This is a genomic window from Desulfoluna sp. CYM3A, assembly GCF_056829965.1.
The window spans coordinates 6,268,114-6,288,718 of the sequence record NZ_CP186556.1; the positions used below are offsets into that span (position 1 = coordinate 6,268,114).

Consider the following 20,605-nt stretch of genomic DNA (forward strand, 5'->3'; position numbering starts at 1 on the left):
TTTGGCGATTTAAAAAGCTGGATGGCTGCCTGTGGGGAGAAAGGGACAGGCCGGTCATCTTTCATGGTACGAAGGTTTTACATAAATCGTTATTTGTGAATATAGCTATTTGGTTGACGCTGTCAAGGGGTTTGAGCCCATGTGGGGGACTTTTTTATGTTTTTCCATGCGTTGAACCGGCAGACCAAACAAAAAAACCCCGAAGGCTTAAGCCTTCGGGGTTTCTATATATCGGCTCTGTCCGAAACGGACAGTTGTTTTTGGCTCCCCAGCACGGATTTGAGAATTTGCGACCCAGCGGGTCACAAACGATTTGCCTCTGCCGACTGAGCTACTGGGGATCAGTCAAAAGACTCGGACTATTTAGTGTGATTTGCCGGTGGTGTCAATAGAAAAATGCATGCCCATGCCCTTTAGCTGTCCAGGACCTTCCGGACCTTGGCGGCAAGGTCCTCTGAGGTAAAGGGTTTTTGGATAAAGGAGGTGCCGTTGTCGAGGACGCCGCTGCGGTGATGACGTTGTCCGTGTACCCGGATACGTACAATACCTTCAAGGCCGGGGCCAAGGTCACCAGGTGGTCGGCCACCTCCTTGCCGCTCATGCCCGGCATGATGACGTCGGTGACCAGGATGTGGATGGCCCCGGTGTGGCCCTTGAAGCGTGTGATGGCCTCTTCACCGTGGCCTGCTTCCAAAACGGTATAGCCCTTTGCGGCCAGGATGCGCCGGGCGGTCCGCCGGACGCTCTCTTCGTCTTCCACCAGCAGGATGGTCTCGGTGCCCCGGGAGCTGGGTTTGGGGGCCGGGTCCCGGGGTGGTGACGGGCAGCTGGTCGACTCGTCGTCAACCCGGGGCAGGCAGACCCGGAAGCATGTTCCTTGCCCCGGCTTGCTCCGGACCCGGATGTTCCCCTGGCTCTGTTTGACGATGCCGTAGACGGTGGAAAGTCCGAGGCCCGTTCCTTTGCCGTTTTCCTTGGTGGTGAAAAAAGGGTCGAAGATGTGGGCCTGCGTCTTTTCGTCCATGCCGTCTCCGGTATCGGTCAAGACGAGCATCACCATGGGCTCCGGCGGCCTGGTGTCGGGACCGTCGGGCCCTGTATCGGTGGTGACGTTGCGGGTCTCGATGGTGAGGGTTCCTCCGCGGGGCATGGCGTCCCGGGCGTTGACGACCAGGTTGGCGATGATCTGCTCGATTTTACTCTCGTCTGCCCGGGTGTTGCCGAGGTCCGGGGTGAGGCGTTTTACGAGTTTGATGTCTTCTCCGATGACGCGGGAGAGCATTTTTTCCATGCGGGTGACCACCGTGTTCAGGTTCAGGCAGGTGAGCCGCATGGGCTGCCTGCGGCCGAAGGCAAGGAGCTGTCGGGTGAGGCGGGCGCAGCGATCAGCCGCTTCCTGGATTTCACGGATATCCTCGTGCATGGGCTCTCCCGGGGAGAGGTCGCTGAGGAGCATGTCGCTCACCGCCAGGATGGGGGTCAGGGCGTTGTTGAAGTCATGGGCCACCCCACCGGCCAGCCGTCCGATGGCCTCCATTTTCATGGCCTGGTGGAGCTGCTCCTCCAGTTTTTTGTGCTTGGTGATGTCCTGGAATGTCCCGGTCAGTTTTTCGACCTTGCCCGCAGGGCCTGCGGCACGGCCCGTGACGCGGGCCTGGAGGTTCCGGCCCCCCGCCGTGGTGACGTGGAGCTCGAGATCAAAGGGGGTGGCTGTTTCCCGACAGGAGGCAAGGGCTTGTTCCATGGCGGGCCTGGATGCGGTGTCGCAAAAGGCCAGGGCTTCGGCAAGGGTCACTGATTTGCCCTCGGGGATCTCGTGGATGCGGTAGGTCTCCCGGGTCCAGCGCATGGCTCGGGTGGACAGGTCCAGCTCCCAGCCGCCCACCTTGGCCATGGCCCCCATTTCGTTGAGCAGGGTTTCGCTCTCCCTTAAGGCCCCTTCCACGCGGCTTTTGGCAAGGGCGATGCCGATGCTGGTGCCCAGGCCTTCAAGGAAATGGATCATCTCCCGGTTGAAACAGCCGGGGCGGGAGTCCCCTAAGTGGAGCAGGCCCAGGATCTGTTCATCCGCCTTCAGGGGGATCAGGGCCACCGACTGAAACCCCTGGGTGCTGCAGAGGTTTCTGGGGCAGGCTTCCTGTATGGCTGAGGGGGCGGATTGGCCCCAGGTTTCGGTGCTGTTGGTCGAGCTTCCCCTGTCGGTGACGGGGCAGGGGCGCTGTGTCTCCTGAGAGCACGCGGCCGCAAAGACCTTCCAGCAGGGCCTCTCCCTTGTTGTCTCGGAGGGCACTTCCGTCGGCGCCCCGCCTGCACAGGAGGGTTTCGGTCTGGATAAAATGCTCGGGGAACCCCTGGGTGTGTCCGTAGGGACTCTCGTCGCCGTCCCGCAGCCGGATGCCCAGGGCTTCCACATGGGTGCTGCGACGGATGATGGAAAGGATCTCGTCCAGAAAGTCCGGTGAGTGCTCCTTGCGGTTGAGCAGTTCCAGCACATCCCGGGCCAGCCTGTCCCGGCTTCGGGCACGCCGTGCCTCCAGCATGGTCCCCAACCGCCGGGCCAGGTTGTCGATGAGTTCCCTCTCTTCCTTCAGGAAAGGGCCCTCGTCCAGGGACGGGCACTCTTTGAGGACAAAGACCTCCACCTGGCCCACCTTCTCACCCGACACCAGGATTTCTGCGGAGAGGGTCCAGGGCGTTTCCCGGAAGCCCGCGCTGGTGAAGCGTTGGCGGTGGCAGGTGATGCGGGCGCAGGTGAGTTCCGGGTAGAACCAGCCTGCGGGAATGAGGGAGACCACCTCCTGCAGCACCTCCCTGACCGGTGCGGTGGAGTCCGCCGCGAGCCGGGACACCTCGTAGAGGCAATGGAGCTCCTTGACCCGTTCGGTAAGGGCCCGCGTCTTCATCATGAGGGCTGCCTCCGATGCTTTGAGTTCGCCGATGTCGTGGCTTGATCCCACGATGCCGATGGGGGTACCTGCGTCATCCCTTACCACGGCAAAGGTGGCCGACGCCCAGGCCGAAGAACCGTCTTTTTTCGTGAACTCAATCTCCATGGTGATGGAGAGTTTTTTCCGGGGGTCGATGAGGTTTTCCGGGGTGATGGTGGTGTTGTACGCCTCCATCACCCGACGGTAGGAGTCCGGGGTCATCTGTTTTGACAGGGGCAGGCCTTTGAGCTCTTCTGAGGTGTACCCGCGGCTGCGTGCGGCGCTGATCCAGATGGGGTACAGGTTCATGTCCATGAGCCAGATCACGTCCCGCATGTTGTCCAGGACCATGCGAAGTCGGAGCTCTTTTTCGATGGTGTGCAAGGCAAAGGCGAGGTCTCCCCCGGCTTCCTCCAGGAGACTCAGTTCGTGCAGGTCACTTGCCAGCTGGCGCGGCATGGCCAGGGTCATGAGACCATAGACCCTGTCGGCGTGCTCCAGGCGGATGGTGATGGCGGCGTGGTCGCGGCTCTTGCCGGACAGGGGGCACCCGGCGCAATCGGCATGGGGGAGGCGCGTGAGAACAGGGGTCGGCTGGATGAGGGCTTTTTCATAGCATCGGGACAATGTGCCGGCTTTGAGGTTGTCCAGAAACGGGGGGAAATCGTTGCCAAGGCCGGTCTCCGCCGCGGTTTCCAGTTTTCCCGAGGCATCCAGAAGGGTGATGAAGGCAAAGTGGAAACCCCGGGTCTCGATGAGCTTTCGGCAGGCGTCCCGGATGAGTCGGGCGGGTTTTTTCTCCCGGACGATGAGCTGGTTGACGTGGCGGATGCCCAGGAGCACGGAGTTGAGGTGGCTGAGCTGGAGGGTGCGCGCTTCCACCATCTTCTCAAGCTGCCTTCGGTGGGTGTCGAGTTCCAGCAGGGTCCGGACTTTCCCGATGAGGATGGCCGGGTCAACGGGCTTGACGATGTAATCGATGCACCCGGCCTCATACCCCTTGAATGCCTGGTGCTCATCGGCTGTGGCGGCGGTGTTGAAGATGATGGGGAGCACCCGGGTTCGCTCCTCTCCCCTGAGGATTGCCGCCAGTTCGTAACCGTCCATGCCCGGCATCTTTACATCCACGACGGCCACGGCAAAATCGTTGTCCAGGGTGGCCACAAGGGCCTGGTTGCCGCTTGAGGCTTCGATGATCTCCACATCCAGGCAGGTGAGGGTCTTCCTTAGGGCAATGAGGTTCTCCTGCTTGTCGTCGACAATGAGGATTTTCTGCCTGTGCGCCCAGGAGCAGGGTTCCGTGGGGGCGGGGCTGGGGGTGTCCGTGGTGTGAGTCATCTAGGTCTGCCGGAACGTTTCCCATGAGCGTTGACTGGGGGTCGGTTTGTGCCTTTTCGTCAGCAGAGGCGCTTGATGGGTTCCTTACTATCGGTGAAGCCACACGCGCATCATGGAGATGAGGCGGTGGGGGGCCACGGGTTTGGGCATGTAGTCGCTGGCACCGCTGGCAAGGCATTTGGTGCGATCTTCTTTCATGGCCTTGGCGGTGAGGGCGATGATGGGCAGGTTCCGGAAGGCCTCTTGGGCGCGGATTCTCCTGATGGTTTCGAACCCGTCCATCACGGGCATCATGACATCCATGAGCACCAGATGCAGGTCGGGCTCCCGGGACAGGACCTTCAGGGCCCGCTCCCCGTTGTCTGCCTTCAGGGGAATCATGCCCCTCTCCCGCAGGAGTTTGGAGAGGGCAAAGGTGGCGCGCATGTCGTCGTCGACAATGAGCACCTTTTTGTCCCGCAAAAGGGCATCGGTGTCGTGGAGGTTGGTGATGATCTGTTTTTGCCGGTCCGGCATGCGGCTCACCACCTGGTGGAGGAACAGGGAGACTTCGTCCAGGAGTCTTTCCTGGGAGCGGACGTCCTTTACGATGATGGCATCGGCGTGTTCCCGGATGCCCATCTCCTGTTCGGCGGTGAGGTTTCGGGCCGTGTAGATGATCACCGGTGGGAGGGGCACCCCTTCGGCGCGGAGGGCGCGCAGGAGCTCCAGGCCGTCCATGTCCGGCAGGCCCAGGTCGAGGATGATGCAGTGGAACTGCCTGGCCCGAAGGGCGTCCATGGCCTCAGAGGCCGAGGTCGCTTCCGTGGTGCGCACCCCTTCACATCCGATGAGCCCCACCACGCTTTGGCGTGTCTCCCGGTTGTCGTCCACCACCAGGACGTGCTTGGGACGTTGGGCCGTCATCTCTTCCAGGGTGGAAAAGGTCTTCTCCAGGGCTTCGGTGCTCATGGGCTTGGTGGCGTGCCCCACGGCTCCCAGGCGGAGGGATTCCGCTGCTGCGTCGTGGGCGGAGATGATGTGCACCGGGATGTGGCGGGTGCGAAGGTCTTCCTTCAAGGCGGTGAGCACCGCCCACCCATCCATCCCCGGAAGGGTGATGTCCAGGAGCACGGCGCAGGGCAGGTGCGTTTTCAGCAGTGCCAAGCCCTCCTCCCCGGATGGGGCGGCCAGGCACTTGAACCCTTTGTCCCTGCATGTGGTGCAGAGGTGCCGGGCAAAGACGGGGTCGTCTTCAATGACGAGGATGATCCTGTCCTCCGAGTCCAGGGCCTCCCGGTCGTCCTGTACCGGTGAGGGGGCGGTGCCGGGGGACGGGATCGGTTCCGGGACGGGCTGGTTGGACGGCAGGGCGACGGGAAGGAAAAGGGTGAAGGTGGCTCCCTTGCCCGGCTGGCTGGTGAGCTGTATTTCGCCCCCTAAGAGGGTGGCGAGCTTTCGGGCGATGGATAGTTGCAGTCCGGCGCCCCCGCAATGCTGGGTGGTGGTTCCGTCGGCCTGTTGAAAGGCTTCGAAGATGATTTGCTGGCGGCTCTCTTCGATGCCGATGCCCGTGTCGGCAACGGACAGGGCCAGGGTGGTCTGGGGCGTGAGCTGTGACTGAAGGAGTCGGACGCCTTCGGGGCAGGGGGCGGCGGTGAGGGTGACACGCCCCGATGCCGTGAACTTGATGGCATTGGCCATGAGGTTGTTGATGATCTGGTCCAGGCGCTTTCGGTCCGTGACGATGTGCGCCGGGGTTTCCGGTGAGACTGATGTCACGAGTTCGAGGCCTTTTTCTCTTGCCAGGTGCCGGAACCCGGCCTGGATATCGGACGTGAACTCTTTGAGATCCACGGTGACCGGGGCCAGCTCCATGCGCCCGGCCTCGATTTTGGAGAGGTCGAGGATGTCGTTGATGAGGTTGAGCAGGTCTGTGCCGCTGGCGTGGATGACCTCGGCTGATTCCACCTGCCCGGGTGTCAGGGTCTCCTCCTTGTTGTCGGCAAGGGATCGGGCCAGGAGCAGCAGGCTGTTCAAGGGGGTGCGGAGTTCATGGGACATGTTGGCCAGAAACTCCGATTTGTAGGAACTGGCCAGGGCCAGGGCTTCGGCCTTCTCTTCGGTCTCTCTTTTAACGGCAAGCATCTCCCGGGCCTGGCGCTGGAGGAGCTCGTTTTTCTCTTCCAGCTCTTCGTTGATGGCTTTGAGCTCTTCCTGCTGCTCTTTGAGCCTCTCTTCTGAGCGCAACAGGGTCGATGCCTGCCCTTCCAGCTCTTCGTTGGACTGGCGAAGCTCCTCCTGCTGGGCTCGGAGTTCTTCCGACAGCTTTTCAGACTCTTCCAGGGAGAGGGCAAGCCGTGTCCGGCCCTGGGTGTTTTCCACGGCCAGGGCGATGCTGCCTGTCACCAGGTCCAGGAACTGGGATTGGGACTCCGAAAAGGTGGTGAGGGTGCCGAGCTCCAGAACTGCTTTGACCTGGTCGTTGCGGATCACTGGTTTGATGCACAGGGTGGTGGGGGCTGCCGTGCCCAGGCCCGACTCGATGGTGATATAGCCTTCAGGGACCTGGGTGAGGATGATCTCCTCTTTTTCCAGGGCAGCCTGGCCCACGAGCCCTTCGCCGGGACGGTATGCGGATGCCAGGTGCTTGCGCCGCTTGTGGGCGTAGCTGGCCACCAAGCGCAGGGTCCCGGTCTCGTCGGCCAGATAGATCAGGCCGGTGACGGCGCCTAAATACTTGCAGAGAAAGGTGATGATCCGGCGGCAGAGGGCCTCGGGGTCCGACTCGCTCTGCATGAGGTGGGAGAGTTGTGCCTGGCCGGTTTTCAGGTCATTTTGGTCTTCCAGGGCCCGGGCCGTTTTTTTGCGGTCGGTGATGTCCCAGAAGCTTTCGATGATGCCCCCGAAGGTCCCGTCGGGTTTTTCAAGGCGCATGGCGTTGAGGAGGTAAAAGGCCTGGGTACCGTCGGGGTGTTTTTTTTCCACCTCGGTGTGGATGTGGGTGGTGGCCCCTGACTTCATCTGGGTGAGGGGGCAGGCGTCTGTGTGGCACAGGGGGCCGCCGAAGGATTCGTAGCATTTCACAGGGCCGGGTCCCGGGGGGGCGCCTCCGGCCAGGGCCGCCAGGGTGTCGTTGGCCTGCACCTGGTTGAACTGGCTGTCCACCATGCGTTTGCCGTCCACCCCCACATGGAAGAGAGTGTCCAGCTCGGCATGGGTGCGGAGCATCTCCTGTTCTGTTTTGCGATACGCCACAAGGGCCAGGAGAAAGGCGATGAGGTACCCGGAAAACCGCAGGAGGTGCCAGAACCACCAGCCTGCCTTCCAGGAGGTGGTAACGGAGAACAACATGCCGGAGATGCCGAATAAAAGGGCCAGAAGCAGGAAGAGGAGCTCCTCCTGCTGCCTGGTCCGGCTGTAGTTCACCGCAAAGTTGAGGGCGGCCATGAGGATAAGAAGGCCCCCTGCAAGGGCCGTGATGTCGGCGGGGGAGAGGCCTGGTGAGCCTGCCTGGGGAAGCGGCTGGCCCTGGGGCCAGGTGGTGATGAGCATGCCTGCGGCCACCGAGGCGAGAAGGGTTGCGTTGGCTGCCACCAGCACCGTGGTCCGGGAGAGGGGGCGGTCGGGGAACCAGACCAGGGCGAAAAAGAGGCCGCCTGTCAATACGGAGAGGCTTCGAAACCAGATGAAGGCCCGGCCCTCGGGGGTGCAGCTGTGGAAGATGTCGAAGACGGCCATGGCAATGAGAGCCAGGGCGATCCACATCCTTCGGGTGGTGGTTTTTTCCTGGCTCAGGAGGAGGAGGGCGGCCAGCACCAGGCCGAGGGTGGCCCCGGCCACTTCCAGAGAGGTGTGGAGGGGCTGGGAGACGAGACGCCAGTCCGGGTAGCGGGTGCCGATGAACAGAGTGCCCATGAGGGGGATCGCACCGCCGAGCCCTAAGGCCGTGGACAGCCACTGGCCGGAGTGGGTGCGTTGCTCAATGAAAAATTCCCGTGTGGAGCGGGCCATGGCCTATCTCCTTGGGGTGACGCGGCCGCCAAAGGCGATGGGCAGATCAGCAGGTTGAGACCGCCCGCGTCGTTCAATTGTCGGGTTGTGTTTGTTTTTGCCCGGCCCACGGGGGTTCCCACGGAAACCGAGGCGGGCCTTTCAAGGGGCTTTGCTGTGGTATGCCGTGGTGTCCGGTGAGCCTCTGCAAAGGGGGGAAAGGAAATACTTTTCTTTTATACCATATCGTGTTCCGTCAAGGAATGGTCATGTGCGGGGTATTGGAACGTTTTTTCAGGTGGTTATCGATTTGGTGGGCAAAAGGGCACAAAAAAACCCCGAAGACTTAAGCCTTCGAGGTTTTTATATCGGCGCTGTCCGAAACGGACAGTTGCTTTTTGGCTCCCCAGCACGGATTTGAACCGCGGACCCAGTGGTTAACAGCCACTTGCTCTGCCGACTGAGCTACTGGGGATCAGTCAAAAGACTCAGACTATTTAGACCGATTTCCGGGCGGTGTCAATTAAAAAACAGGGCGAGGACCCTGTTTTTTTCGCCCCCTCTTACTGGCGGGAAACCGGTGTCGGGGGTATCTGACTTGAATTGCTCTACGATTCGATTTTCTTGATTCGAAGGGCCAATTCGTTGAGCTGGGCCATGCCCGCCTCGGAAGGGGCATCGGTGAGCATGCAGGAGGCCTTCTGGGTTTTGGGGAAGGCGATGACGTCCCGGATGGAGGGCATGCCGCACAGGATCATCACCAGGCGGTCCAGGCCGAAGGCGATGCCGCCGTGGGGAGGCGCACCGGATTCCAGGGCGTTTAAGAGGAAGCCGAACTTCTCCTCGTACTCTTCCTTGTCCATGCCCAGGGCCGAGAACATGCGTTCCTGGATGGCACGGTCATGGATACGGATGCTGCCGCCACCGATCTCGGAGCCGTTGAGAACCAGGTCGTAGGCCCTGGAACGCAGCTTCAAAGGATCGGTCTCGATGTGCTCGTAATCCTCCTCCAGGGGTGCGGTGAAGGGGTGGTGCAGGGACTGGTAGCGTTTTTCCGTCTCTTCTCCGGATCGAAGAGGAAGCTGGCCACACACAAAGCGGAACTCGTCCTTGTTGATGAGGCCCAGCTTTTCGGCCAGGTGGTTTCGCAGGTTGCCCAGGGACTCGTTGACCACCTTGGGCTGGTCCGCCACAAAGAAGATGAGGTCGCCGGGCTCCATGTCGATGCGCTCGGCCAGGGCCTTCTTCTCGTCGTCGGTGAAGAACTTGGCGATGGGGGACTGCCACTCGTTTTCCTTAACCTTGATCCAGGCCAGGCCCTTGGCGCGGTAGATGGAGACGAACTTGGTGAGGTCGTCGATCTCCTTGCGGGAGAAGTCGATGCAGCCCTTGGCGTTGAGGGCCTTGACCATGCCGCCTTTTTTGACCACGTCGGCAAAGACCTTGAAGCCGGAGGTCTCCACGATGGAGGAGACATCTTTAAGCTCCATGTCGAAGCGCAGGTCGGGCTGCGGTCCCGGCCGTAGCGGTCCATGGCGTCGGCGTAGAGCAGGTGCTCGAAGGGGGGCTCAAGGTCCACACCCAGCACCTCTTTAAAGACGCTTGAGACCATGCCTTCGGCAATGGACATGATCTCTTTTTCCCCCACAAAGCTCAGCTCCATATCGATCTGGGTGAACTCGGGCTGGCGGTCGGCGCGCAGGTCCTCGTCGCGGAAGCACTTGACGATCTGGTAGTAGCGGTCGAAGCCGCTCATCATCAGGAGCTGCTTGAAGAGCTGGGGCGACTGGGGCAGGGCGTAGAAGAGGCCCTGGTTTACGCGGCTGGGCACCAGGTAGTCCCGGGCGCCTTCCGGGGTGCTTTTGGTGAGGAAGGGGGTCTCGATGTCGAGGAACCCCTTGCCGCTGAGGTAGTTTCGAACCGCCTGGGTGGTCTGGTGCCGGGCGATGATGTTTTTCTGGTACTTGGGACGCCGCAGGTCGATGTGGCGGTTCTTAAGGCGGTGTTCACCCACCTCGATGTCGTCTTCGACGGCGAAGGGCGGGGTCACGGCGCGGTTCAGGATGCGCAGCTCGTCCACGTTCACCTCGATGGCGCCGGTGACCATTTTGTCGTTGACCATGTCTGCGGGGCGCGCGGCCACGGTGCCCCGGACGCCGAGGACGAATTCGCTCCTGACGGCGTGGGCTTTTTCATGGACCTCGGTGTTCACCTCGGGGCTGAAGACCACCTGGGCAATGCCGCTTCGGTCTCTCAAGTCCACGAAAATGACGCCGCCGTGGTCCCGCCGGGTCTGTACCCAGCCCATAAGGACCACTTCTTCTCCCACGTGGGCGGTGGTTAAGTCGCAGCAGTTGTGGGTTCGTCTCATATCACCAAGTAGATCTGTCAATGCCCTGACTCCTTTGTGCTTTCTGATATCGTTTAGTTGAATCGGTCGACCAGTGTCTCCACCAGCCCATCCAGGGGAAGATCCCACTGCTCTTTGGTGGCCATGTTCCTCAGGGCGGCCACGCCCCTGTCCAGCTCATCGTCGCCCACCATGAGGACATGGGCTGCGTTCAGCTTATCGGCCCGCTTCATGTGGCTTTTGAGGCTGCGCCCCGCAAAATCGGCCTCGCAGAAGACGCCGTTGGCGGCCAGCTGCATGGCCCAGGTGGCCGCTTTTTCCGTGGCCGCATCGCCTAAGGGGGCGATGTAAAGGGTGGGGCCGTCCGCTTCGATGGTCTGCTGCATGGCCACGATCTCCGCCAGTCGGTCAAAGCCGATGGCAAATCCGATGGCGGGTACTTCCGGTCCGCCCAGGGCCTTGACCAGCCCGTCGTATCGCCCACCGCCGGCCACGGCGTTCTGGGCGCCCAGGGAGGTGGTGAGCACCTCAAAGGCGGTGCGGGTGTAGTAGTCGAGGCCGCGCACCAGGCGGGTGTCCACCTCATAGTCCACCCCGTTTTCCGTGAGAACGCTCTTGACGGTCTCAAAGTGCTCGCGGCAGTCGTCGCAGAGGTGGTCGAGGATGGAGGGCGCTCCTTCCACGGCCTCGCGGCAGGACGGGACCTTGCAGTCCAGGACCCTTAAGGGGTTCTTCTCACTTCGCCTGAGGCAGTTCTCGCAGAGGCTCTCTTTCTTGGCGTCGAGGAGGTCCTTGAGGGCCTTCTGGAAGTTGGGGCGGCAGCAGGGGCAGCCCAGGGAGTTGATGTGGGCCTTGACGTCCCTGGCCTTGAGTTTTTCCAGCAGGGTGGCCAGCATGAAGATGAGCTGGGCGTCGAGGTACGGGGAGTCGATCCCGAACACCTCGGCGTCGATCTGGTAAAACTGACGGTAGCGCCCTTTCTGGGGGCGTTCCCTGCGGAACATCGGGCCGATGGTGTAGAACTTTCGGATGGGGTCCTTGGCGTACATCTTGTGCTGGATGTAGGACCGGACCACCGATGCGGTGGCTTCGGGACGCAGGGTCACGTGCCCCCGTTTGCCGTCCTCAAAGGTGTACATCTCCTTTTCCACAATATCGGTGGTGTCGCCGATGCTTCGGGAAAAGAGCTCCGATTTTTCCACGATGGGAAGGCGGAGTTCCTGGAACCCGAAGTTTTCAAATGTCTCTTTGGCTGCGCGTTCGATGGTCTGCCACACTTCGATTTCACCGGGCAGAACATCTTTGAATCCTTTGATAAGCTGTATCATGTGCTGTGCTTAAACCGCCTTCGTACCTGCGTTTTGAAGTTCAAAAGAAAAAGCCGGCCCCGTGTGCGGCGCTCCGGGATGGGGTCGGTGCCCCCTGCCGCATGCACGAAAGTGCCGCCCTTAAAAAGACCGTGGGAGTCTCGGATACTGGCAGGTAAGGCGCCCGGGGCAGCCATGGGGCTGCGGGCGGTGTCCGGATGATTCCCAGTGATTTTTCAAGCGGTTGCGCCGTCCCGTGTGCATGGAGGGGTGCAAATCAACCCCTACTTGTATCGCAACAGGTAATTGCCGGGCTGAAGATGAATGTTTTTTAGATGGCGTTACCGGGAAATGAATTGAGTTTTTCCCGGAGCTGCAGTATGCATGAACATTGTTGGCCCAGCCGGAAGTTCTGTGGTTGAACAGGGTTGGGCCTTGCATCCGCGATGCAGGAAAGGGCGTTGGGCCTGCAGGGGCCGGTGCGCTCCAATGAAAAGCTGGAAAGAAGGGGGAGTAGACGTGAAAGCAAGATGTGCAGTGGTGGGATGTGGACGAGTGGGAACCAGCCTGGTTATCCACCTGAACCGTGTGGGATACCCCCTGTGCGGGGTGGCGAGCCGCAGCGCCGAATCGGCAAAGAAGGCGGCGGGCCTGGTTTCCGGGACCCTGTATTCGACGGATCCGGTGGCCGTGACCCGGGACGCCGATCTGGTCTTTATCACCACGCCGGACGACACCATCGCCGAGGTGGCCGAGGCCATTGCCGCAGCCGGGGGATTCAAACAGGGGGCCACTGTCCTTCACTGCAGCGGCTCACTGCCGTCCACCATCATGGAGAAGGCCAGACTTGCCGGGGCCCGTATCGGGTCCATGCACCCCCTGCAGAGCTTTGCCGGGGCCGATCGGGAGACCAACCCCTTTGAGGGCATCATCATGTCCGTTGAAGGGGATGCGCCGTCTGTTGAGCTTGCCCTGGGCCTTGCCGCCGACCTGGGGGCCAGGGGCCTTACCATCGAGACCCGGGCCAAGACCATGTACCACGCCGCAGCCGTGGTGGCCTCCAATTGCTTTGTCACCGTCCAGGACATGGCCTGGCAGTTCATCGGTGATGCCGGGGTTTCGGAAGAGGACGCCTGGAGCGTGCTTGGGCCCTTGATCGAAGGGACCATGGCCAACATCCGGAAGGTCGGTCCGGTGGCGGCCCTCACCGGGCCTGTTGCCAGGGGCGACGTGGATACCATCGGCACCCACCTGGACAAGATCGCGGAGATGAAGCCGGGTCTTGCGGCCCTTTACAAGGCGTTGTGCCTCCACACCGTGGACATGGCCAGCCGCAAGGGGACCCTCACCCCGGAGGCCGAAGAGGCGCTGGTGCGCCGGTTGACATCCTGATGAACAGGGGCAGGGCGCACGGCTACAGCTTGCTCAAGTACCGGTAGATGGTGGGTTCCGAGCACCCGAGCTGTTTGGCCACGGTGCGCACCGCGCCCTTGAGTTTGAAGATCCCTTTCTGGTTCAGGATGTCCACGATGTCGATGCGGTCGTCCTGGACCAGTCGGTCGATGGAGGTGTTGTGCTTGTTCAGGTAGCCCTGGATGACGGCATCCGTCTCTTCAATGGCCGAGTCGTAGAACCGTTCCCCTGCATTGTTGACAAGGGAATCCACCGATTCGTAGGCGTTGTTGCTCTCGATGAGCATGTCCGGGTGGCAGAGCTTCAGGATCTGCTCGCTGATGTTTTTGTAGCGGCGGTCATCGAAGTTGATGCAGAGAAGGCCCACGATGTTTTTGTTGTCGTCGCGGATGAACATGGTGGAGGACCTCAGGATGCGATGATCCTTAGAGACCCCGTTGTAATTGATCTTGTATTTTTTTTCGCTGAAGCTTTCGTTGGAGATGACCTCCAGGCCGAAGTCGGTCAGGGGTGCCCCCACGGTTCGCTGGCTGATATGCCCGTTGGCGATGGCCACGATGGAGTTGATGTGATCCTCCGTGTCGTGGAGGACCACTTCGAAATCGGGGCCCAGGGCTTTTCCCAGAAATTCCACGATCAGGCTGTACTGGCGTTTTAAGGCGTCGTTCATGGTCTTTTGTCTTTCAAGATATGTTGGGTGCGTTTACCGGCCACCGTGGAAAGGGGGGAATGGCCCCGGAGCATGGTCTCGGATCCGTTATCAGCATGACGGCAGCATGGCTTCAACGCTTGCGAAACGCCGGTGCCTGGCATGTCTTCGTGTTTTCCTGTACCTCGGGCTTCGGGCCGATACGGCCTGGTTCCCGAAAGGGCCCCCTCGCCCCTCAGCTGGTGTCGGACTGCACGTTGTTGCGTGAATGATACCCTTTTGTACTTATACCACCGCCGGTAAGGATGCAATGCGTAACTGGGCTTAAACGCCGGGAAGACCCCGGAAAATAAAGGGGCTTTGCAACTCCGGCGTAAAACCGTAACCCACACTTGGGTTACGGGATGGGATCAGCAGGCGATGGCCATGGGGGTTACCCGATGCCTCCGTAGACGATGCCCAGAATGTAGACGATGATGGTGGCTCCGCAGAAGCCGTATTTCGTCATGGGCTCGAACCAGGCGCCGATGGTTTTGTCCCGCCCGGTCTGGGCCTGCTCCCTGGCAAAGCCCGGGCCGCAGACCCAGAAGAACATGATGCCCGCCAGAAGGGCTCCTAAGGGGATGAGATAGATGGAGACGATGTCCATCCAGGTGCTCAAGGTGGCCCCGTTTTCCAGGATCAGCCCCACGGTGCCGCTGATGAGGGCGATGATGACGATGGCCGCGACCCGTGAGATCTTGAGTCGCTGCTGAAGGGCCTCCACCGGCGTTTCAAACAGGTTCATCAGGGAACTGACGCCGGCAAAGAGGACCGCCACAAAGAAAACGATGGAGAAGAGCGTGCCGCACGGCATCATCTTGAACACGTTGGGCATGGTGATGAACATCAGGGGAGGACCGGCCGTGACATCAAGCTTGAAGGCAAAGACGGCCGGGATGATGACCACCGCGGCCAGCAGGGCGGCCAGGGTATCGAAGATGGCCACGTTCTTGGCGCAGCCCACCACGTCTTCGCTCTTTTTGAGGTAACTGCCGTAGACCACGGTGCCGGATCCGGCCAGGGAGAGGGAGAAGAAGGCCTGTCCCAGGGCGTAGACCCATGTTTTGGGGTCTTTTAAAAGGTCCCACTTGGCCACAAAGAGATACCGGTAGCCTTCCCCGGAACCCGGGAGGGTGAAGACCCGGATGGCCAGCAGGATAAAGAGAATAAAAAAGCCGGGCATCATGACCTTGTTGACCTTTTCGATGCCGTTGGAGACACCCAGGATCATGACGGCAAAGGTGATGGCAAGGCCGAGGAGGTGCCAGCTGACGCTGCCCATGGGCCCTGCGATCTGCCCGAAATAGGCGCCGCAGTCCGGGGCACTGGTGACGGCTCCGGTGAAGGAGCCCACGGTGAACCGGAGGATCCAGCCCACCACCACCGCGTAACCGATGGCAATGCTCAGTGAGCCTGAGCAACTCGGACGATGCCGAAGACTTCGCCGTACTTGAACCCGCGACGCTCACACGCCTTTTTGAAGGCGCCTAAGGGGCCGGTGCCCATGGCCCTGCCGAAGGACATCTCTCCGATGACGCCGAAGAGGCCGATGATGACAATGAATAGAATGTAAGGGATGAGAAAGGCGGCTCCGCCGAATTGCCCGAGCCGATAAGGAAACAGCCAAATATTTGCCATCCCCACTGCAGAACCGATGCAGGCAAGGATGAATCCAACTCTCGAATCAAAATTATCCCTGTCGACGGGATCCGTATTGATCTTCTTTTGTTCAGACACAGCTTCACTCCTTCAAAAAACACCAGAAAAAAAATCAAAGAGAGAGCTTCCGGAAAGATACAGCTGCATTGCTGCTTTTCCGGAACATAATCTGCGGTCGACATCCATGGGTGGAACGGTCATCCCATGGGTGTGTTGTTCAAAAACAAGACAAAAGGTTGGTACACGTTTGTAGGGGGTGTCCGCAAGGCGTTGGGCTGATTTTTGCCCGGATACTAGACTGTAGGCAGTCCCGAAGGGCTGCAGGTATGTGGAGGTGGACTATTTTACGGGTTCAAGGTGAGCCTGGAAGTGACGCAGGACGGGGGGCTCCCAGGTGATGCGGTAGCCTTTGACCTGGTCGGCCCGTTTTTTGATCTCGATGAGGGCGTCGGCCATGATGTCGATGTGGGCCTGGGTGTAGACGCGGCGGGCGATGGCAAAGCGGGTGAACTCAAAGTTGGCTTCGAGCTGTTTGCCGGTGTCCGGGTCGTTGCCCAGCATGTAGGAGCCGATGTCGCAGGTTCGGATGCCGGCCTCGATGTAGAGCTCGATGGCCAGGGCCTGGCCCGGGAACTCATTGTAGGGGATGTGGGGGAACAGCGCCTTGGCGTCTACGAAGACACCGTGGCCGCCCACAGGGGACTGGTAGGCGATGCCGGCGTCGTCCAGGCGGGAGGCAAGGTACTCCATCTGGCCGATGCGGTACCTGAGGTAGTCCTCGTCGAGACCTTCGTAGAGGCCGATGGCCAGGGCTTCGAGGTCACGGCCGGAGAGGCCGCCGTAGGTGGTGAAGCCTTCAAAGGAGATGGTGCGTCCCTTGCACGCGGTGAAGAGCTCTTCGTCATCCTTGACGCCGAACAGGCCGCCCATGTTGACGATGGTGTCTTTTTTGGCGCTCATGGTGAAGCTGTCCGCGTAGCTGAACATCTCGTTGATGATCTCTTTGATGGACTTGTCGGCGTACCCTTCTTCGCGCTGTTTGATGAAGTAGGCGTTTTCCGCGTAGCGGGCGGCGTCGATGTTGAGCTTGATGCCGTATTTTTTACAGATGGCTGCGGTCTCTTTGACGTTGGCCATGGAGACAGGCTGACCCCCTGCGGAGTTGTTGGTGACGGTCATGATGACCAGGGCCACGTTCTCGGGGCCGTATTCCTTAATTAAGGATTCGAGCCGCTCAACATCCATGTTGCCTTTAAAAGGAGCTCGTTTTGAGGGCTCGTTGGCGATGGGAACCACACAGTCCACAGCGCGTGCCCCGGCAAGCTCCACATGGGCGCGGGTGGTGTCGAAGTGCATGTTGGAGATGGAGTACTGGCCCTCTCCCATCATCACGCCGAAGAGTACTTTTTCCGCGGCACGGCCCTGGTGCACAGGCTGGATGTACTTGTAGCCGGTGATGTCCCGGGCGGCGTCGAGGAGCTTGTAGTAGCTTGAGCTGCCTGCGTAGGCTTCGTCACCGCGCATGACGCCGGCCCACTGCTCCTGGCTCATGGCGTTGGTGCCGCTGTCGGTGAGCAGGTCGATGTAGACATCTTCGCCCTTGAGGTTGAAGGTGTTGTATTTCGCCTCGGCGATTTTCTGCACCCTCTCTTCGCGGGTGAGCATTTTGATGGTTTCGACCATTTTGATTCGGAAGGGTTCGGCGACGTATTTGATTGCCATGATGTTAGCCTCCAATGTATCTGATTTTATATGAATCGTAAGAGATAGAGATGTCCGGTGCCTAACCGACGACCGCGATGGCTTCAATTTCGACCAGGGCGTCCTTGGGAAGTCGTGCCACTTCGACGGCCGATCGTGCCGGGTAGTTGCCTTCCCCGAACATCTCTTGATAGACGGCGTTCATTTCGCTGAAATCGTCCATGCTGGACAGGAAGACGGTGGTCTTCACGACATGGCCCAGGGTCATGTTTTTGCATGCGAGGATTTCGGCGAGGTTCTGAAGGGATTGTCTTGTCTGGGAGGCGATGCCTCCTGCGGGAAACGCTCCGGTTTTCGGGTCGACCGGAAGCTGTCCTGAAACAAAGACAAGGTTGGGAGTCACGACGCCCTGGGAGTAGGGCCCGATGGCTGCCGGTGCTTTTTCTGTGAAAAGTGTCTCTTTCATGATCTATTCCTTAACTCGTGATTTCAATCATGACCGCTGTTGACTGATAGGGTTTTATAGTGAAAAAAAATTATTGTCAAAGAAAATCTTTATTATCCGAGAATAAAATTTTGCGAAAAGTGGTTTGCATATCTAAGTATCTGTATTTAAATGGTAAGAAGCGTCTTGTGTAGAGTCTCTGTGATGAGAGGATATGAGAAAGTTTTATTAAATCTGGGGCGGTGTGGGGTTGGTTTGTTTGTGGTCCTGCGGGGTACGGACACGCACACCCTTGGGGGGTGTGTGTGTCGGAAAGGGAGGAGGGCAGGGGCGGTGCTTACGCCCCTGCCGGATTTGGATCAGATGGTGTGAATCTCGAGCTCCTTGTCCAGGCGGCCGGAGAGTCCCTTGAGCCTGTCGGCACCGGAGATAATCGCCACACTCGCCAGGTCGGCTTCGGGGGGGAAGTAGCGCGCGGCAGCGGCCCGGACCTTTTGGGCGTTCAGGGCCAGGAGTCCCTCTTTAAAGGCCTTGCGCGTGTCATCAGAGAGGCCCACCAGCTCGCGGAAAAATCCTTTGCGCGCGGCAGCCGCCGGTGTCTCGGGGCGATCGATGGCGGCTGCGGCCTGGAGAATGGCCTCTTTGACGTCCTCGTCGGTGTAGTCGGTGCCGGTGATGTACCGGGCGGCGCCGTCGTATGCCGAAAGGGTTTTTACCACGTGGGGATCCCGGTAGGATCCCATGCTGAAAGTGCCCTCTTCGCTGCTGTAGGCGGCAAAGGCGCCGTAGGCCCCGCCCTTTTCCCGGATCTCCCGGTGGAGGTAGAGGGAGCGGAGGAGCCGGGCGATGATGGACAGGGCCGGTGCGTCCTCGTGCCCCATGGAGACCACGGGAAAGGAGGAGGCCACAAAGGAGACGGCGCTGTTGGTGGCCCACCCTTCGTGGACCGGGGTGCAGGTTGCCGGTACCGAGGCAAAGCTCAAGGGCGAGGAGCCTTCGGGCAGGGCCTGGGACAGGGCGAGCTGGTCGGCCTCTGCCCGGGCCAGGGTGGCTTCGTCTCCGGCCAGGGCGCAGCGCAGGTTGCCCCGGTTGAGGAAGGCGTCGCCGATGCGGGCGAGCTGGTCTCCGATGCGGGCCAGCTGCTCTTCGGAGGCGTCCCCGCGTACCAGGTCCTCGGTGATCTCTTTGATGTACCGGATCTGGCCGACCCCGTTCCAGAGTTCCGAAAGGGCCAGGGAGTCGGTGAAGTTTCGGTTGGCAAGGGAGATGGCCAGGCTGTGGCCGTTCTGCACCACCGCGGCCTCTAAGGACGCCCGGTACTCCAGAAGGAGGTTGCGGAGCCGTTTGAGGTCGGTGAATCGGTACTGGGTGAGGGTTTCGGTGAGAAGGTCGAACATGGCCCCCCGGTTCCTGGCAAGGCACTTGCTGTTGACGGCGATGAGGGGCAGGGCGGATCGGTTTTCGTCGTAACGCCTCCGGGAAGCCGGGGAGAGCCCCATGCCGCCGGTGTGGGCGGCAATGGCCCGGGCGAGCTCCTCGTAGTTCTTTTGGGCGGTGCCCACCTTCATAATGGCGGAGCAGAAGAAGGGGACCAGGGGCACCAGGTCGTCGTCAAGGCTGCCTGCCTCCAGCACGCCGGTGTAGTACAGAAGGGTGTTGGTGGCGCAGGGGTAGGTGAAGATGCGCTGGCCGTTCCTGCTTGCCGGGATGACCGAGTCGATGGTGGCCGGGATGTCGGAAAGCTCTAAGGTGGGCAGGCAGGAGATGTCCTCTTCTGCCTCCTGAAGGACCTTCAGGGCCCGGGCATCGGCGTTGATCTTCTTCTTTTCGTCCTCGGTGAGTTTTTGGGCGATGGCTTGCAGCCTGCTCTTCTCTTCCTGGGCCTGTCTGGCGGCCAGGGTGCTGTCCGGGGCCAGGGTAAAGCGGACCCGGTGGGGGTTCTCCAGCAGGCGCTCACGTATGAGGGATTCGAAGTAGCCCCCTTGTTTGACGGCATCCTTGATGGCGCTCAGGTCGTCATCCAAAAGGAGGAGCTTTTCGGGATCCCCGCCGTGGAACCAGCAGCCGGCAAGTCCCAGGAGGATTTTGATGCCGTAGGGGTACGGGGTGTTGGAGATTTCACGCCGCCTTATCTCCATCTGGTGGATGGCCGAGTCGATGAGGTCCGTGTCGATGCCGTCGTCGGCGATGCGCGCCAGGGAATCAAAGACCAGGGCCTCAATGGCGTCGGCGTCTTCAACGCGGGTCTCTTTGAGGCCGCAGCCAAAGGAGGCGTCCCGGGCGTCGGAGTCAAAGCCCGTGGCGTCGCAGAGGGAGGAGCCGAGGTTCGAGTCGATGAGGGCCTTGCGCAGGGGGGCGGCCGCGTTGCCCAGGAGGATCTGGGAGAGGAGGCTGAAGGCCAGGGTCTCCCGGGTGTTGAGGATGTCGGTGACCAGCCAGACCAGGCTCACCTGGGCGCGGTTGTCCCGTCCCTCTTCCTCGTCGGCCGGGTAGTACTCCACCACCTTGCGGGGTGCGGTCCAGCGCCCCTGGGGCTCCACCGTGGTTTTGGGGTCGATTTTTTCGAAACGGGAGAGGACCTTTTCGCTGATGACCTTGAGGTGATCGGCCAGGGGAATGTCCCCGTAGGTGAAAAAGTAGGCGTTGCTGGGGTGGTAGTGCCGGGCGTGGAAGGCCTTGAGCTCATCCCAGCTGAGGTCGGGAATGGCTTCGGGGTCCCCGCCGGAGTTGTTGGCGTAGGTGGTCTCGGGCATGAGCGCCTTGTTGAGGGCGCGTCCCAGCACCTGGTGGGGGGAGCTCATG

11 protein-coding genes, 1 tRNA gene and 2 pseudogenes are annotated in these 20,605 nt (G+C 60.7%); 1 reads left to right on the top strand and 13 read right to left on the bottom strand.

The window, feature by feature from the left end:
- Positions 1–385 precede the first annotated feature (385 nt).
- The 7 genes and pseudogenes from ACOYW1_RS31515 to hisS all read right to left on the bottom strand — a co-directional run bounded on the left by ACOYW1_RS31515 (position 386) and on the right by hisS (position 11,915).
- Positions 386–1,333, bottom strand: coding sequence for an ATP-binding protein (locus ACOYW1_RS31515; RefSeq protein WP_482423867.1), 948 nt, complete (start codon positions 1,331–1,333; stop codon positions 386–388).
- 15 nt (positions 1,334–1,348) lie between these two features.
- Positions 1,349–2,161, bottom strand: a pseudogene (locus tag ACOYW1_RS31520) (histidine kinase dimerization/phospho-acceptor domain-containing protein); the annotation flags it as partial.
- Positions 2,064–4,265, bottom strand: coding sequence for a response regulator (locus ACOYW1_RS31525; protein WP_482421078.1), 2,202 nt, complete (start codon positions 4,263–4,265; stop codon positions 2,064–2,066). The gene ACOYW1_RS31525 and the pseudogene ACOYW1_RS31520, both read right to left, overlap by 98 nt.
- A gap of 87 nt (positions 4,266–4,352) precedes the next feature.
- The gene (locus ACOYW1_RS31530; protein WP_482421079.1) at positions 4,353–8,258 is read right to left on the bottom strand and encodes a response regulator; all 3,906 of its coding nucleotides are present in this window, start codon (positions 8,256–8,258) and stop codon (positions 4,353–4,355) included.
- A gap of 378 nt (positions 8,259–8,636) precedes the next feature.
- Positions 8,637–8,712, bottom strand: a tRNA-Asn gene (locus tag ACOYW1_RS31535).
- Positions 8,713–8,845: 133 nt separating this feature from the next.
- Positions 8,846–10,629: pseudogene (aspS, locus tag ACOYW1_RS31540) on the bottom strand (aspartate--tRNA ligase).
- Positions 10,630–10,661: 32 nt separating this feature from the next.
- On the bottom strand, positions 10,662–11,915 hold the full coding sequence (hisS, locus tag ACOYW1_RS31545) for a histidine--tRNA ligase (protein ID WP_482421080.1): 1,254 nt from the start codon (positions 11,913–11,915) through the stop codon (positions 10,662–10,664).
- Positions 11,916–12,413: 498 nt separating this feature from the next.
- Between hisS and ACOYW1_RS31550 the strand changes: the two genes are divergently transcribed.
- The gene (locus tag ACOYW1_RS31550) at positions 12,414–13,286 is read left to right on the top strand and encodes a Rossmann-like and DUF2520 domain-containing protein (RefSeq protein ID WP_482421081.1); all 873 of its coding nucleotides are present in this window, start codon (positions 12,414–12,416) and stop codon (positions 13,284–13,286) included.
- A 22-nt stretch (positions 13,287–13,308) separates the two neighbouring features.
- Here ACOYW1_RS31550 and ACOYW1_RS31555 read toward each other — a convergent pair whose 3' ends face one another.
- The 6 genes from ACOYW1_RS31555 to ACOYW1_RS31580 form a co-directional block, all read right to left on the bottom strand.
- Entirely contained in the window at positions 13,309–13,977 is a 669-nt protein-coding gene (locus tag ACOYW1_RS31555; RefSeq protein WP_482414640.1) for a helix-turn-helix transcriptional regulator, read from the bottom strand.
- A 412-nt stretch (positions 13,978–14,389) separates the two neighbouring features.
- Positions 14,390–15,382, bottom strand: a complete 993-nt coding sequence (locus ACOYW1_RS31560) for a sodium-dependent transporter (protein WP_482421082.1) — start codon at positions 15,380–15,382, stop codon at positions 14,390–14,392.
- A 20-nt stretch (positions 15,383–15,402) separates the two neighbouring features.
- Positions 15,403–15,735: a hypothetical protein gene (locus ACOYW1_RS31565; protein WP_482421083.1), complete on the bottom strand. Its 333-nt coding sequence runs from the start codon at positions 15,733–15,735 to the stop codon at positions 15,403–15,405.
- Positions 15,736–15,996: 261 nt separating this feature from the next.
- Positions 15,997–17,379 (bottom strand): tryptophanase, encoded by a 1,383-nt coding sequence (locus ACOYW1_RS31570; RefSeq protein WP_482414642.1) that lies wholly within the window; start codon positions 17,377–17,379, stop codon positions 15,997–15,999.
- 61 nt (positions 17,380–17,440) lie between these two features.
- Entirely contained in the window at positions 17,441–17,824 is a 384-nt protein-coding gene (locus ACOYW1_RS31575; protein ID WP_482414643.1) for a RidA family protein, read from the bottom strand.
- A gap of 338 nt (positions 17,825–18,162) precedes the next feature.
- Positions 18,163–20,604, bottom strand: a complete 2,442-nt coding sequence (locus ACOYW1_RS31580; protein ID WP_482421084.1) for an insulinase family protein — start codon at positions 20,602–20,604, stop codon at positions 18,163–18,165.
- Between the last annotated feature and the right edge of the window lies 1 nt (position 20,605).